The sequence below is a fragment of the Thiocapsa imhoffii genome, assembly GCF_016583985.1.
Classification (GTDB): Bacteria; Pseudomonadota; Gammaproteobacteria; order Chromatiales; family Chromatiaceae; genus Thiocapsa; species Thiocapsa imhoffii.
The window spans coordinates 65,674-79,749 of the sequence record NZ_NRSD01000017.1; the positions used below are offsets into that span (position 1 = coordinate 65,674).

Annotated in this window: 11 protein-coding genes and 1 pseudogene; 5 read left to right on the forward strand and 7 right to left on the reverse strand. The window is 62.2% G+C overall.

Annotation, left to right across the window (positions count from 1 at the left end):
* The 3 genes from CKO25_RS14980 to CKO25_RS14990 all read right to left on the reverse strand — a co-directional run bounded on the left by CKO25_RS14980 (window position 1) and on the right by CKO25_RS14990 (window position 5,743).
* A complete protein-coding gene (locus tag CKO25_RS14980) occupies window positions 1-1,104 on the reverse strand; it encodes an SO_0444 family Cu/Zn efflux transporter (RefSeq protein WP_200388755.1) in 1,104 nt (367 codons plus the stop codon).
* Window positions 1,105-1,280: 176 nt separating this feature from the next.
* Window positions 1,281-4,466 carry an efflux RND transporter permease subunit gene (locus CKO25_RS14985; RefSeq protein ID WP_338115143.1) on the reverse strand — a complete coding sequence of 1,062 codons (3,186 nt, stop codon included), beginning with the start codon at window positions 4,464-4,466 and terminating at the stop codon, window positions 1,281-1,283.
* Window positions 4,466-5,743 carry an efflux RND transporter periplasmic adaptor subunit gene (locus CKO25_RS14990; RefSeq protein ID WP_200388756.1) on the reverse strand — a complete coding sequence of 426 codons (1,278 nt, stop codon included), beginning with the start codon at window positions 5,741-5,743 and terminating at the stop codon, window positions 4,466-4,468. Before CKO25_RS14990 ends, CKO25_RS14985 begins: the two co-directional genes overlap by 1 nt.
* A 502-nt stretch (window positions 5,744-6,245) precedes the next feature.
* On the opposite strand from CKO25_RS14990, the gene ubiA reads away from it, so the two are divergent.
* Entirely contained in the window at window positions 6,246-7,169 is a 924-nt protein-coding gene (ubiA, locus tag CKO25_RS14995; protein WP_200388757.1) for a 4-hydroxybenzoate octaprenyltransferase, read from the forward strand.
* 176 nt (window positions 7,170-7,345) lie between these two features.
* Here the strand turns inward: ubiA and CKO25_RS15000 are convergent, their stop codons facing one another.
* The 3 genes from CKO25_RS15000 to CKO25_RS15010 are packed head-to-tail and all read right to left on the reverse strand — an operon-like array spanning window position 7,346 to window position 9,165.
* Window positions 7,346-7,885, reverse strand: coding sequence for a hypothetical protein (locus CKO25_RS15000; protein WP_200388758.1), 540 nt, complete (start codon window positions 7,883-7,885; stop codon window positions 7,346-7,348).
* Window positions 7,886-7,895: 10 nt separating this feature from the next.
* Window positions 7,896-8,699 carry a HesA/MoeB/ThiF family protein gene (locus CKO25_RS15005; protein ID WP_200388759.1) on the reverse strand — a complete coding sequence of 268 codons (804 nt, stop codon included), beginning with the start codon at window positions 8,697-8,699 and terminating at the stop codon, window positions 7,896-7,898.
* Window positions 8,700-8,754: 55 nt separating this feature from the next.
* Entirely contained in the window at window positions 8,755-9,165 is a 411-nt protein-coding gene (locus tag CKO25_RS15010; protein WP_200388760.1) for a hypothetical protein, read from the reverse strand.
* A 234-nt stretch (window positions 9,166-9,399) separates the two neighbouring features.
* On the opposite strand from CKO25_RS15010, the gene CKO25_RS15015 reads away from it, so the two are divergent.
* Window positions 9,400-10,182 (forward strand): lysophospholipid acyltransferase family protein, encoded by a 783-nt coding sequence (locus CKO25_RS15015; RefSeq protein ID WP_200388761.1) that lies wholly within the window; start codon window positions 9,400-9,402, stop codon window positions 10,180-10,182.
* 71 nt (window positions 10,183-10,253) lie between these two features.
* Here the strand turns inward: CKO25_RS15015 and CKO25_RS15020 are convergent.
* Window positions 10,254-11,303 (reverse strand): annotated as a pseudogene (locus CKO25_RS15020) (homocysteine S-methyltransferase family protein); the annotation flags it as partial.
* Between the two features lie 74 nt (window positions 11,304-11,377).
* On the opposite strand from CKO25_RS15020, the gene rlmH reads away from it, so the two are divergent.
* The 3 genes from rlmH (at window position 11,378) to rng (ending at window position 14,076) form a co-directional block, all read left to right on the forward strand.
* Window positions 11,378-11,857 carry a 23S rRNA (pseudouridine(1915)-N(3))-methyltransferase RlmH gene (gene rlmH, locus CKO25_RS15025; RefSeq protein WP_200388763.1) on the forward strand — a complete coding sequence of 160 codons (480 nt, stop codon included), beginning with the start codon at window positions 11,378-11,380 and terminating at the stop codon, window positions 11,855-11,857.
* A gap of 5 nt (window positions 11,858-11,862) precedes the next feature.
* Window positions 11,863-12,504, forward strand: coding sequence for a Maf family protein (locus CKO25_RS15030; RefSeq protein ID WP_200388764.1), 642 nt, complete (start codon window positions 11,863-11,865; stop codon window positions 12,502-12,504).
* 117 nt (window positions 12,505-12,621) lie between these two features.
* Window positions 12,622-14,076: a ribonuclease G gene (gene rng, locus CKO25_RS15035; protein ID WP_200388765.1), complete on the forward strand. Its 1,455-nt coding sequence runs from the start codon at window positions 12,622-12,624 to the stop codon at window positions 14,074-14,076.

Sequence of the window (14,076 nt, forward strand, 5' to 3'; positions counted from 1 at the left end):
TCAGTCGTGTGTACGCGACTCCCTATGCCTCCAGCGCGCACGCGCCTGGGACGCGATGGCACGCCGCAGCGGGCGCACCCCGGCTCCTATCAGAATCATGAGGGACAGGATGCTGATCCAGCTCGGCAGCAACTCTTGCGTCGCGCTCACCTGACTCATGATCTCCAGATGCAAGCCTGGGAGCATCCAATCGAGGAGGGTGCCCAGCAGGATGGTTGAGACGAGGATTCCAAACAGGTAACTGCCGAGCGCTCGGGTGCCGAGTTCGCGCTGGAGCAGGATGAGTGTCGCGGCACTGGTCATTGGACCCGCGAGTAGGAAGACCAGCGCCGCTCCGGGTGAGAGGCCAGCGCTCAGGAGGCCCAACGCGATCGGCGTCGCCGCCGTGGCGCAGACATAGAGTGGGATGCCAATGATGGCCATCAGGATCATGATGCCGAAACCGCTGCCGATCACGGCAAGCGCGTCGGGTGGCACCAAGGCCATGACGATGCCGGCGATGACTAAGCCACCAAGGATCCAGGCGCCGATGTCATCCAAGAGATCGGTGAAGGCATAGCGTACCCCCAAGTGGATCCGGGTGGCGATCCGCGGTTCTGACGGAGCGGTTCTTGCTCCGCCTGGGGTGCTCCGCGCGTCCCCGCGGCAGGCCCCGCTGCAGCAGGCCGACGCGGCCTCCTGGCGTGGTGTCATGGACTGCTCCCGGTTGCCCGTCATCCCGACCAGCAGACCCGTGACGATGGCCGTCAGAACGGCTCCCAGGGCCCGCGCGATGGCCATGAAAGGACCCAGGAGCGCAAAAGTGATCGCCACGGAGTCGATGCCGATCCCAGGAGTGCCAATCAGAAAGGCCGTCGTGGGTCCGCGTCCGGCACCCTTGCGGTGCAGCATGAGTGCGGTCGGAATGGCGCCACAGGAACACAAGGGCAGCGGAGCGCCCACCACCGCGGCACGAGCAATGGCACCCACGCCATTGCCTCCGATCCACTGTTGAATGCGTTCCTCGGGCACCAGCGCCTTGATCAGTCCGGCGGCCAGCAGGCCGACCAGCAGCCAGGGCGCGGTGGCGAGGACAATCGAGAGGATGGCGGCCAGGATGGTCATGTGATCGCGCCTCCGGCTTGAGACAGTCGTTATGGCGCGTCCCGTCCCGGCATCCGCGGTGCGTGCCCGAGCGCGCGTGCGGACGGGCGACCCCGTTCGTCTGAGAGACCGCGCGCCGGTCACCGGGTTCAGTATGCCCGTGCTGCCCCCCGGACTGGTTGGTGAGGCGTGCTCCGCTAGTTGCCGCGCTCCGACTCCCGCTCGGTGGGCTCGCCGGCAACCGCCTCGGGGTGATTCCCCTTGGGTTGGATCAAGGCACTGCCTTTCTCCCCCAACCACTGGAACATGACGTAGAGTCCCGGGATTAGCAGGATACCGATGACCACGGCGAATAACATGCCACCGAGCACGGTGGTGCCGAGATGGATCCGTGCATTGGCACCCGCGCCCGTCGCGAGCACGAGGGGCAGTAAGCCGATCATAAAGGCAAGCGCGGTCATGAGCACGGCACGGAAGCGCATGCGCGCGGCATTCATGGCTGAATCCAACAGACTCTTGCCCGATTCGCGTTGTTCCTTGGCGAACTCGACGATGAGGATCGCATTCTTGCCGGCAAGACCGATCAAGAGCACCAGGCCGATCTGGGTGTAGAGATCATTGTCGAGTCCGACCATCCAGAGGGTGACGGCGGCACCGAGGATGGCCACCGTCACTGAGGTCAAGACGGCGAAGGGAATCGACCAACTCTCGTAGAGCGCCACCAGGAAGAGATAGCCGAACAGGATCGCTAGGCCGAAGATGGCGATTTCAGCACCCGCGCTCTGTTGCGATTCTTGCAGCGAGAGGGCGGTCCACTCGAAGCCATAACCTTCCGGTAGGGCCTTCTTTGCCGCCTCCTGCATCGCGGCCATGGCATCGCCGCCCGAGTAGCCCGGTCCTGGGGTGCCATTCACCATGGCGGTGAGGTACTCGTTGTAGCGGAAAATCAGGTCCGCGCCGAGTTCATCGCGGATGGTCGCCAGGGTACCGAGCGGCACCATGTCGCCGTTGCGTGAGCGCACATAGGTCCCGGCGAGATCCTCGATGCTGCGGCGTGCGTTTTGGTCGGCCTGGACATTGACCTGGTAGGTCTGCCCCAGGTAGGTGAAATTATTGACATAGGTGGTCCCGAAGACAGCCTGGAGTGTCGCAAAGACGTCCGCAACCGGAACGTCGAGGTACTGCGCCTTGGTGCGGTCGAGTTCCAGAAAGAGTTGCGGAACATCGGCACTGAAGGAGGAGTAGGCGGTCCCGATGCGGGGGTCTTCCTTGGCCGTTGCGATCAAGCCCTGCAAGGTTTGGGTCAGTTCCATCGGTGACTGTCCGCCGAGGGCCTCGAGCTGCATCGTGAAGCCACTCGCCTCGCCAAGACCCGGAATCGGCGGTGGTGGAAACATGAAGACGGTCGCCTCGGGGATCCGGTTCATCTCGCTCTGGAGGGTCTCGAGCAGCCCCTTGATGCGCAGTGCCGGTGTCTCACGCTGGTCCCACGGGTCGAGCACAATGACGCCCATGCCACTATTGGATGACGGCGCGCTGGTGAGCAGGCTGTAGCCGGAGACTGTCATGACATTGGCCACGCCAGGAGTGCGCGCGGCGATCTGTTGCACCTGCGTGAGGACCTCGGTGGTGCGCGGGAGCGCCGACCCGCTCGGCAGACTGACGTCGACGAAGATGACCCCTTGGTCCTCGTTCGGAATGAAACCGGTCGGAAGCCGCTCGAGGACCAGGATGGCGACGCCGCCAATGATGACGATCAGCAGGCCGGCGACCGCCGAGCGGCGGGCGATGAGGGCGACGAGGCGCACATAACCATTGCGGGTCTTGTCGAAGCCGGCATTGAACCAGGCAAAGGGGCCGCGTTTGATCTCCTTCGGTTTTCCGAGAAAGAGTGAACAGAGCACCGGCGAGAGGGTGAGGGCATTCAGGGCGGAGATCGCGACCGCCGCCGAGATGGTCAGGGCGAATTGACGAAACATCTCGCCTGTGATGCCAGGGAGGAACGCCACCGGGGCGAAGATCGCGAACAGCACCAGGGTGGTGGAGATGATGGGGCCCGTGACCTGCTCCATGGCCTTCAATGTTGCCGAGCGGCGATCGAGACCTTCTTCGAGCATGATCCGCTGAACGTTTTCCACCACCACGATCGCATCGTCGACGACCAATCCGATCGCGAGGACCACCGCGAAGAGGCTGATGGTATTGGCCGAGAATCCCGCCGCGAGCAAGACCACGAAGACCCCGATGAGCGACACGGGAATGGTGAGGGCGGGGACGATCGTCGCGCGCAGATCCTGCAGAAAGATGAACACCACCAACAACACGATGACCGAGGTGATGGCGAGCGTGAAGATAATCTCCTGGATCGATGCCTGCACGAAAAGGGTCGAGTCGTAGATGACCTCTGCGTCGACTCCCGAGGGAAAGCGGCTTTTGAGGGTCTCGAGTTCGGCGCGGACCAACTTGGCGACCTCTAGGGCATTGGCGTTCGGTGCCTGGTAGATGCCGATGGCGGCCGCGGGCTTGCCGTTCAGATAGGAGATCTGGGTATAGGCCTGAGCACCGAGTTCAACGCGCGCGATGTCCTGAACACGCACGATGGCGCCGTCATCGCCCGTGCGCACGACGATCTCCTCGAATTCGCTGGGTTGGACCAACTGCCCTTCGGTGACGATGGCGTATTGGATGACCTGATCATCGCCGATCGGTGGGCCGCCGATCTGTCCCAGTGCGGCTTGGAGATTCTGCGCCTGGATCGCGTTGATGACGTCACTCGGAGCGATCCCCAGCGCCGACATCTGCTCGGGGTGGAGCCAGATGCGCATGGAGTAGTTGAGCGCGCCGAAGAGACTGGCTTGGCCAACGCCTGGGATGCGCGCGATCTCGTTCTCGATGTTGATGGTCGTGAAATTCGACAAGAAGATCGGGTCACGGCTCTCGTCAGGCGAGTAAACATTGATGAAGAGCAACAGATTGGTCGACTGGGCCTGGACCGTGATGCCGAGCGCCTGCACCTCCGGCGGGAGTTGGGCGAGTGCTTGGGAGACGCGATTCTGGGTATTGACCTGCGCGATGTCCGGGTCGGTGCCAACCTCGAAGGTGACGGTCAGATTGTAGGTGCCGGCCGAGGAGGCGGTGGAGGACATGTAGAGCATGTTCTCGACGCCGTTGACCTGTTGCTCGATCGGGCTACCAACAGTGTCGGCAATGGTTTGGGCATCAGCGCCGGGATACGAGGCCGTGACCTGAACGACCGGCGGCACGATGTTCGGGTACTGAGCGACCGGGATGTTGAAGATCGACAGCAGACCGGAGACGACGATGACGATCGATACCACGGCAGCGAGCCGGGGGCGATCCACGAAGACCTTTGAAATCATCATCAGTCTCCCGTCTTGCTGGTTGCGTCGTGCTTGGCTCCATCGCTTGCGTCACTTGGGTCGGCTGGATGCGCGGCCGGGTCCGCCGCCGGAGCGGATGCGGTGTCAGGATTGGCTGGGGACGGATTCGGAGCGGACGCGTGTTTGGATGTGTCGGCAGGGCTTGGGTCGACGACCATGCCGGATTTGATCTTCTGAATCCCGGAGACGACGACGATCTCGCCTTCTCGTAAGCCTTCGGTGACAGCGAACCCCGTGCCGACCTGAGCCCCGGTCTTGATGTTGCGAAGGGTCACGCGGTGATCGCTGCCGACCACATAGACCTGCTGGCCATCGCGAGTCTGGATCACGGCGCTCGCCGGCACGACGGGCAGGCGACGCTGCTCGGCGGTATGGACAACGGCGGTGATGAACTGACCCGGCAAGAGGATCCCTTCGGGGTTGGGAAAGTCGGCATAGATCGCGATCGAGCCGGTTGCCGGGTTCACTTGATTGTCGATGAAGGCGACGCGTCCTGGCTTGGCATACGGCTCGCCGGTTGGCAGGATCAATTCTGGAACATAGCTTGAGATGTCATCGCCCTGAACCTGGTCTGAGATGCGCACGAAGGCCGCGCTCGGGATCGAGAAGACGGCGCGGATGGGATCGAGCTGAACCACGGTCGCGAGGGTCTCACTGCCTGGCCCGACGAGGTTGCCGACGGTGAAATTGGTCGCCCCGATGCGGCCATCGATTGGGCTGGAAATCGTGGTGTAGCCGAGATTGATCTGGGCGGTCTTGACCTGGGCCTCGGACTGTTGTTTAGACGCCTCGGCGCGTTGGACATCCGCCGCGGCCATGTCGCGCTTGGCTTTGACGCGATCGAATTCGGCTTGGGACACATCACCCTTCTTGACCAACGTTGAATAACGGTCGAATTCAGCTTGTGCGTCGACCAAATCGGCCTGCGCGCGCGCGATGTCGGCGACCGTCGCGGCGAGATCCGCGTTGGCCGCATCCAGCGCGGCTTGGAAGGGTGCCGGTTCGATCTGATAGAGCAGTTGATCGGTGTTGACGAGCGACCCTTGCGAAAAGGCGACTTGTTCGAGGAAGCCTTCGACCCGGGCGCGCACCTTGACCTGCTGGATGGCTTGGATGGTGCCGATGAAACGTCCCGCGTGATCGACGACTTCGGTTTTCACCGCATCGACTAACACAGCAGGCGCGGCGGCCGCGTCAGCTTGCTTGCTCTGGGCTTGGGTCTCGTGGCCATCGTGGGACGTCCCGTCCGCGGCAGCCATGCCCGCCAAGATCCAAAGACCAAGGCTGGCACCGCTGAGGAAAAGGCTAGGCCCTCGTTGTCTGTGGCTCTGGGACATTGGCATCATCGCCTCGTGCTGACTGGGTAGATGGGACTTGGTCATGCGTTGCGCGAACGCCTTGGCATGGCGTCGCCAGGGGGCTCACCGGATTTGTCGGGATTGTAACAGGAGAGACCCTGGCTGCTCGGGGAAGAATGACGGCGGGGCCACTGCATGAGCTGACCGGGTCTGGCACGGCCTAACTCATGCTCGCACGCGACCAGGGTGCATGACGACGCGCAGGGTGGTCGTTGCCCGATTTGAGTCGCAAGGTTGTGCGATAATCGATGAAATTACCGCGTGCCCGCGCGATGCATATCGCCAGCGCTCGGCACGAACGGACATGCGGCTTGGGTCTGCGAACGCGTCCGCAGTATCGTGGCTGTTACTGACCGTCGCACGCCTTTGCCATTCTGACTGCGTTTGGATGCGGATCGCCGACATGAGTTCTATCCAGGTCAAAACCGGCCGTCGCATCGCACCGACCTGGCGCGAGCGTCTGCATGGCTATCTGTTGCTGATCCGTCTCAATCGACCCATCGGCATTTTCTTGCTGATGTGGCCGGCACTGTGGGCCTTGTGGCTCGCCGGCGATGGTCAGCCGCCTTGGCCGCTGGTGGTGATCTTCGTCCTCGGCGTGGTGTTGATGCGCTCGGCTGGTTGCGCCATCAATGATTTTGCGGATCGAGGTTTCGACGGCCAGGTCGCTCGGACGCGTCATCGCCCCCTGGCGACGGGCCTCGTCTCGCCCCAGGAAGCCGTCGCCATCTTCGTGCTCCTGAGCCTTGCTGCATTTGGGCTGGTGCTCTTGCTGAACTGGCAGACCATTGCCCTCTCGGTGGTGGCGGTTTTGCTGACCGTGATCTACCCTTTCATGAAGCGTTTCACTCATGTCCCGCAATTGTTTCTCGGTGCTGCGTTTGGTTGGGCGATCCCCATGGCGTTCACCGCGGTGACGGGAACGATTCCGGTCGATGCCTGGATCCTGTTCGCAGCGACGCTGGTCTGGGCGCTGATCTACGATACTCAGTACGCAATGGTCGATCGCGAGGATGATCTCAAGGTTGGGATCAAGTCGACCGCGATCCTGTTCGGCCGTGCCGATCGACTCGCGATCGGTCTGCTCCAGCTGGTGATGCTCGCACTGCTGGCCTGGGTCGGCATGCTGGCTGGACGCGGTGCTCTGTTCTTCGGTTTCCTGGCAGTCGCCGCTGCATTGGCGGTCTATCAGCAGGTGCTGATTCGTCACCGGGATCCGGTACGTTGCTTCAAGGCATTTCTGAACAATAATTATTTTGGGATGGCCATCTTCCTCGGGCTGGTGCTCGACTATGCATTGGGCACGGTTCCGGCTGGGATCGATTAAGGCGATTTCCGGAGCATCTTGTCCCCGACCCCGAAGGCGATCCTCGGCCCACTCTAGGTCGGACTTCAGTCCGACTCGGTGGTCTCGCCATCCTAAACCTGTTCTGGTCGTGCTGAAGCCCAACCCACGGTTGGGATACGGTTTACCGGCAATGGCCTAAGCGCTGGCGCGATCTGTTAGGCCGCGGGATGCGACGCGGGCACGGTCTCCTCGATCACCTCGGCCGCACCGTTGGGAAAGCGCTGGACCACCCAAGCGGGTAGCTTCGCCTGATTGGCGTGATAGAGCGCGTCGGATTCGAACATGATCAGGACGAGGATGGTGCCCATGACGGGTAGGATCCCGACGCCGATGACCAGAGCCAACACCGCTTCCTTCATCATCCCGCCGTAGGCATAACCGATCCAACCCAGCAACATAGCGACCAGCAGCAAGCTGAGCATCGCTAGGAACACCACACTGCGCTTCGCGCAGACTTGCCAATGACACATGACATACCAGGTGTCCGTGGTGAACGCGCGTTTGGCGCGCCAGAGCGTGTACCCAAGAATACTGAAGGAAATCAACGGAACTAGAATCATCACCCAGGGGAAACTGCCGGCGAGACCGCCGAGCGCGACGGCGAGCAGGATGTGATTCCCGATGAGGTTGGTGAGAAAGAGTTCGTGCGGAACGTTCGCTTTCTTGATCTCGGTTGCTGTGACATTGAAACGCATCGGTATCGACCTATCGTGACCGCTCGGTTGAAGGGTACGGACGTCGCGGCCCGTGAGGATGCGCCGGGGGGCGCGGGTCTGCGCAAATGGAGCAGGTCGGATCGGCAGTCACGCGGACGCTGCGCCACTGCATCCGTGCCGCGTCGAGCAATAAGAGCTGTCCGAAGAGCGGTTCTCCGATGCCAGCGAGGATTTTGATCGCTTCGAGGGCTTGGATACTGCCGATGATGCCAACGAGGGGCGCTAGGATGCCGGTGGCCGCGCAGGTCTCCTCGACCTCGCCATCATTCGGGTAGAGACACTGATAGCAGGGACCACCAGGTTGGCCTGAGAACGCAGTGACCTGACCGTCGAGGCGACTGGCGGCACCGCTGACGAAAGGGACGCCGTTCTGCGTGCAGGCCGCATTCACCGCGAACCGCGTTGCGAAGTTATCGCAGCAGTCGAGGACCAGATCCACGTCTGTGATCAAGTCGTTCAGGGTGTCGTGGGTGAGGCTGCGCTTGACGGTATGCAGTCTGACCTCGGGGTTAAGCGCGGCCAGTGTGATGCGGGCCGAATCGGCTTTCGGGGTGCCACAGCGATCGCTGGTATGGAGGATCTGGCGCTGGAGATTGGATAGATCCACGGCGTCGAAGTCAGCCAGGATCAAGTCACCGACGCCCGCCGCGGCGAGGTACATGGCGACCGGCGAGCCAAGCCCACCTAAGCCGACAATGAGCACTTTGGCATGACGCAACCGCTCCTGTCCCGCGATCCCGAATTCGGGGAGCAGGATTTGGCGGCTGTAGCGCAAAAGTTCCTCATCGGTCATGCCGGCGGACTCGGGTGTGGGTCGAGGCGCCGCATGCGGCGTTGGCGTGCCCCGTTCAGAGGTAACGGCGCCAATGTTCGGGGCGCAGATCGCGGCACCCGTGCTCGATTAACTCGTAGCGCTTGGCGAAGACCCGTTCCGTGCAGTTACTCAATCCGTTAGGGCAACCGCAATTGGCGCGGAGCGTTTCTTCCGTGTAGTGGTAGAGCGCACGCTTCAAGCGACACATCATGCGACTGTCGAGGTGGAGGCCAAGCTCGGTCAGTGCGCCTTCGATTTCGTGCAATGTGGTCACCAGGACATCGTAGGACACCTTGAGCAGTGTCGGAGCAATCGGATCCGCACCCAGGATCCCATCAACACCGCTGAGGAAACGCGCGGCGGTCATGGCCTGGTTCGGGTCAGGATGGATCCCGTGAAAGGTGATCTCACGGAGTTTGATGCGGTCAGCGTCTGAGATGTCCATGGTATGCTTATCCTAGTCGCGGTCTTGCCTTTCGCCAAGTCTAATCCAAGCGGATGATGAGGCCGGCGCGCTCGCTTGGGCGTCTTGCGGGCGTCTTTGGGGTTGCAGGTGTTCTGGCTGGTCTTTGGCCCCACGACGACATCGCCATGCGCCGGCAGAATGGGCATTGCCGCAGACCCGATGCGTGCCAATCAGCCCCGATGTCCAACACCAAGAAGCGTCTCGGAATCCTCGATGAATGAACCAGAAGTGATCGCGCCCGTGAGGGATGCCGCCACGCGTGACCAGTGCCCGGTGCCGGTGACGCTCGGGATTCGGGTGCGGAGCCTGCTGTTCGTCCTGCTCTACAATCTAATGGGGATCCTGCATAGCCTCGTGTCGCTGGCCTTGGCCCCGTTTCAGAACTTCGAACAACGGTATCGCTTCGTCAATCATTGGACACAGGCAACCATGCGGTTGTTGCGTGTGCTCAATGGTGTCGAGATTCGGGTGCGGGGGAGCGAAAAGCTCCCACGAGGCGAGGCGGTGGTGGTGCTCTCGAATCATCAGAGTCAATGGGAGACCTTCTACCTGCAGTTGCTCTTCATGCCGCAAGCGACCGTGCTCAAACGGGAACTCCTATGGGTGCCCTTCTTTGGTTGGGCCTTGGCCTTGTTACGCCCCATTGCGATCGATCGTGGGCAACCCGGTCAAGCCTTGAAGAACATTCTGCGCGTTGGTCAAGAGCGGCTCGAAGAGGGGATCAGCGTGGTCATCTATCCCGAGGGCACCCGCCAACCACCTGGAACGGTCGGACGCTTCAATGCCGGCGGCGCCATGTTGGCCTGCCGAGCCGGTCGGCGCGTGGTGCCCATCGCTCACAATGCGGGCCACTGTTGGCCGGCCCGCTCCATCTGGCGTTTCCCCGGCACCATCACGCTGGTGATCGGTGACCCGATCGATTGCGCTGGAATGACTCCGAAGGAGGTCAATCAGCGTGTCGAGAACTGGATCCGAGAGCAGCTTCGTGATCTCTGATCACAGGCCCCGAGATCACCGCCTCGGTTCCTGCATTGGTTTCAATCGGTGGCCGGTCCTGGACTGGCCTCGACATTGAATGCCTCAAGGCCGGATAGACGCATCCGGTGATCGGCGCAATGCGGCTGGCGTGGCGGCTGGCCCGCCACCGCCTCGGCGATGGCGCGAATGTGCTCGGGCGTGCTGCCGCAGCATCCGCCGACGATGTTGAGAAAGCCTGATGTCGCCCACTCTGCGATGTGCTCGGCCATTTGGTGTGGGGTCATGTCATAGCCCCCCATTTCGTTTGGAAGACCGGCATTGGGATGGAAGGTGGTGTAGGACTCGGCAATCCGCGCCATGTCCTCGACGTGCGGGCGTAACAGATCGGGTCCGAGTGCGCAATTCAGTCCGATCGCGAAGGGTTTGACGTGCCGCAAACTGTTGTAGAAGGCTTCGACGGTTTGACCGGAGAGGGTGCGCCCCGAGGCATCGGTGATGGTCCCTGAGATCATCACGGGCAGCACCACCCCGTCCTCCTCGAAGACTTGGTCAACGGCGAACGCCGCGGCCTTGGCATTCAGAGTATCAAAGATGGTCTCGATGAGAATGAGGTCGACCGCACCGGTGAGCAGCGCGCGCGTCGCCTCGGCATACACCTGCACGAGTTCGTCGAAGTGCGTATTGCGGGCACCTGGATCATTGACGTCGGGTGAGATGCTGGCGGTCTTGCTGGTGGGACCCAGCACGCCGGCGACGAACCGCGGCTTCTCGGGGGTTTTTGCGGTCCAGGCATCAGCGACGTCACGGGCGAGGCGGGCGGCGGCGGTGACGATCTCGCACGTGTGCGCCCCGAGACCGTAATCGGCCTGGGAGAGACGGTTGCCATTGAAGGTATTGGTTTCAATGATGTCGGCGCCAGCCTCCAGGTAAGCATCGTGGATGGCGCGGATCACCTCGGGTTTGGTCAGGGAGAGCAAATCGTTGTTGCCCTTGAGGTCGGATGGCCAGTCCTTGAAGGCCGCGCCACGATAGTCGGCCTCGGTGAGGTCGTAACGCTGAATCATGGTGCCCATGGCGCCGTCGAGGATCAGGATGCGGCGGTTGGCGAGGTCGGTGAGTCGGGTACGCGAATCTGGCATGATGGGCAGCTGTATCAATCGAGGTCAGATAATGGGTGACCAGTATACCCAGGGTGCGACAGGATCGTGAGTCGATGCGGGTCCATCTGATCGCAGTCGGTCGTCGCATGCCACAATGGGTGCAGACGGCCTACGGTGACTATGCCAAACGCTTGCCACCCGAGTGCGCGCTCGTCCTGCACGAGATCGAGCCTGGCGCGCGGGGTAAGGCGGAGCCCCCGGTGCGTGCACGCGCCGCGGAGGGGGAACGGATGTTACGAGCGATTCCCAAGGGCGCGCGCGTGATCGCGCTCGACGTTCGGGGCGAACCCTGGAGCACCGAGCAATTGAGCCTTCAATTGACCTCTTGGCTGGCGGGCGGACGCGATGTCGCCTGCTTGGTGGGGGGGCCTGATGGGTTGGCCGAGACGTGTCTGACGCGCGCGGAACAGCGCTGGTCGCTGTCGCGTCTGACCTTCCCGCATCCCTTGGTGCGCGTCATCCTGGCCGAGCAACTCTATCGGGCCTGGAGTCTGACTCGGGGACATCCTTATCACCGCGCAGGGGAGAGCTGAATCCGATGATCGGTTGCGAGGGGGAGCCGCGGGTTTATCTGGCGTCACGCTCGCCACGGCGGCGTCTTTTGCTTGAACAGATCGGTGTGCGCGCGCTCGTCATCGAGGTTGCGATCGACGAGACGCCGCGACCCCTTGAGCCGCCAGCGGCCTATGTCAGGCGGGTCGCGGCGGCGAAGGCGCGTGCGGGTTGTGCGGCCCGACCGGCTGCCGCATCGTTACCGGTGTTGGCGGCCGACACCGCGGTCGTGCTGGACACCAGCATTCTTGGTCAGCCGGGCGATCGAGCGGCGGCGGTCAGGATGCTGCGGCGGCTTGCGGGTCGCTCGCATGAGGTGTTCACCGCCGTGACCCTTATTGCTGGAGGACGTGAGCAGCAGGCCCTGAGCGTCAATCAGGTGACCTTTCGAGCCCTGACGGAGTCTGAAATTTTGAAGTATTGCGATACGGGCGAACCGCTCGACAAGGCCGGAGCCTACGGCATTCAGGGGCTCGGTGCCGTATTCGTCGAGCGGCTCCAGGGCAGCTATAGCGGCGTCATGGGCTTGCCCTTGTTGGAGACGGCTCAGTTGCTCGCCGCCGCCGGCGTCGATGTCCTGGCCGCGGCGGCGCGGATCCAAGCGCGGGGGGCAGACCGAGCATCATGAGCAGGCTCCGCCACGCACAGCCGGTTGGGCGGCCTTCAGGGTCGCGGTGCCCGGTTGTCGCGGCTGGTGATGGGCCGGGACGACATCCACTGCAAGCGAGCGACGGACAATGAACTTGTGAGCGAAGAGATCCTGATCAATGTGACACCGCCGGAGACACGGGTCGCCGTGGTTGAAAACGGTGTCGTGCAGGAAATCATTATCGAGCGCGCCGAGCGCTGTGGTTTAGTCGGTAACATTTACAAGGGGCGGGTTTGCCGCGTGCTGCCCGGGATGCAGGCCGCGTTTGTCGATATTGGTCTCGAGCGTGCGGCCTTTCTGCACGCCTCGGACATCGTCGGCCCCCAAGGAGAGACTCGAGGTGATCAGATCACGGAACTGGTGCGCGAGGGCGATCGCCTCATCGTGCAAGTCGTGAAGGATCCGCTCGGTTCGAAAGGGGCGCGGTTGACCACGAATATCTCGGTCGCCTCCCGTTATCTCGTCTGCATGCCAGCGCTCGGTACGACCGGGGTGTCACAGAAGATCGAGGATGATCAGGAGCGCCGCCGTCTGCGCGAAATCCTCCAGGGATACGTCGAGACTCACAGCGATGACGGCGGGTTCATCGCCCGGACCGCTGCCGATGGGGTCACGGCGGAGGCGCTGTGCCGTGACATGGCTTTTTTGGCCAAGCTCTGGCGCGGCATCAAGGATCGCTGCAGCGCGGCAACCGAGATCGGCTTGATTCATGATGATTTGCCACTTGCCTTGCGTGCATTACGGGACCTGGTCACCCCCGAGGTCGAGCGTGTGCGGGTCGACTCCAGTGCCATGGTCGATAAAGCCCGCGGCTTCGCGGTGAAATACATTCCTGAGATCAAGGACCGCATCGATCACTACCAGGGTGAGCGTCCCTTGTTCGATCTCTACGGCGTGGAAGAAGAGATTCGCAAGGCCCTGCAACGGAAGGTACAGCTCAAATCGGGTGGTCATCTGGTGATCGATCAGACCGAGGCCATGACGACGATCGATGTGAACACGGGGGCTTTCGTCGGGCATCGCAACCTCGAGGAGACCATCTTCAAGACCAATCTGGAGGCAGCCCAGGCCATCTGCCGGCAACTCCGGCTGCGCAATCTCGGTGGGATCATCATCATTGATTTCATTGATATGACCGAGGATGAGCACAAACGCCAAGTCCTTCGCGCATTGGAAAAATGTCTCGCCCGGGATCATGCCAAGACGCACATCACCGAGGTCTCGTCGCTGGGGCTGGTGGAGATGACACGTAAGCGCACACGCGAGTCGCTCGAACATGTGCTCTGTGAACCCTGCCCCTACTGCATGGGGCGTGGTTCCGTGAAGACCGCGCAAACGACCTCTTACGAGATCTTCCGTGAGATCCTGCGCGAGTCGCGACAATTCGATGTGGAAACCCTCCTCGTCCTGGCCTCTCCAGAGGTCATCGATCGGTTGCTCGATGAAGAGTCCGCGCATCTGGCCGAACTCGAAGCCTTCATCGGACGGCCGATTCGTCTGCAGGCCGAGGCGCTCTACACGCAAGAGCAATTCGACGTGGTCTTGATCTGA

Excerpts from the sequence above, each read along its gene's own strand:
- CKO25_RS14980 (WP_200388755.1), bottom strand. The coding sequence starts at position 1,104 with ATGACCATCCTGGCCGCCATCCTCTCGATTGTCCTCGCCACCGCGCCC.
- CKO25_RS14985 (WP_338115143.1), bottom strand. The coding sequence starts at position 4,466 with ATGATGATTTCAAAGGTCTTCGTGGATCGCCCCCGGCTCGCTGCCGTG.
- CKO25_RS14990 (WP_200388756.1), bottom strand. The coding sequence starts at position 5,743 with ATGGCTGCCGCGGACGGGACGTCCCACGATGGCCACGAGACCCAAGCC.
- ubiA (WP_200388757.1), top strand. The coding sequence starts at position 6,246 with ATGAGTTCTATCCAGGTCAAAACCGGCCGTCGCATCGCACCGACCTGG.
- CKO25_RS15000 (WP_200388758.1), bottom strand. The coding sequence starts at position 7,885 with ATGCGTTTCAATGTCACAGCAACCGAGATCAAGAAAGCGAACGTTCCG.
- CKO25_RS15005 (WP_200388759.1), bottom strand. The coding sequence starts at position 8,699 with ATGACCGATGAGGAACTTTTGCGCTACAGCCGCCAAATCCTGCTCCCC.
- CKO25_RS15010 (WP_200388760.1), bottom strand. The coding sequence starts at position 9,165 with ATGGACATCTCAGACGCTGACCGCATCAAACTCCGTGAGATCACCTTT.
- CKO25_RS15015 (WP_200388761.1), top strand. The coding sequence starts at position 9,400 with ATGAATGAACCAGAAGTGATCGCGCCCGTGAGGGATGCCGCCACGCGT.
- rlmH (WP_200388763.1), top strand. The coding sequence starts at position 11,378 with ATGCGGGTCCATCTGATCGCAGTCGGTCGTCGCATGCCACAATGGGTG.
- CKO25_RS15030 (WP_200388764.1), top strand. The coding sequence starts at position 11,863 with ATGATCGGTTGCGAGGGGGAGCCGCGGGTTTATCTGGCGTCACGCTCG.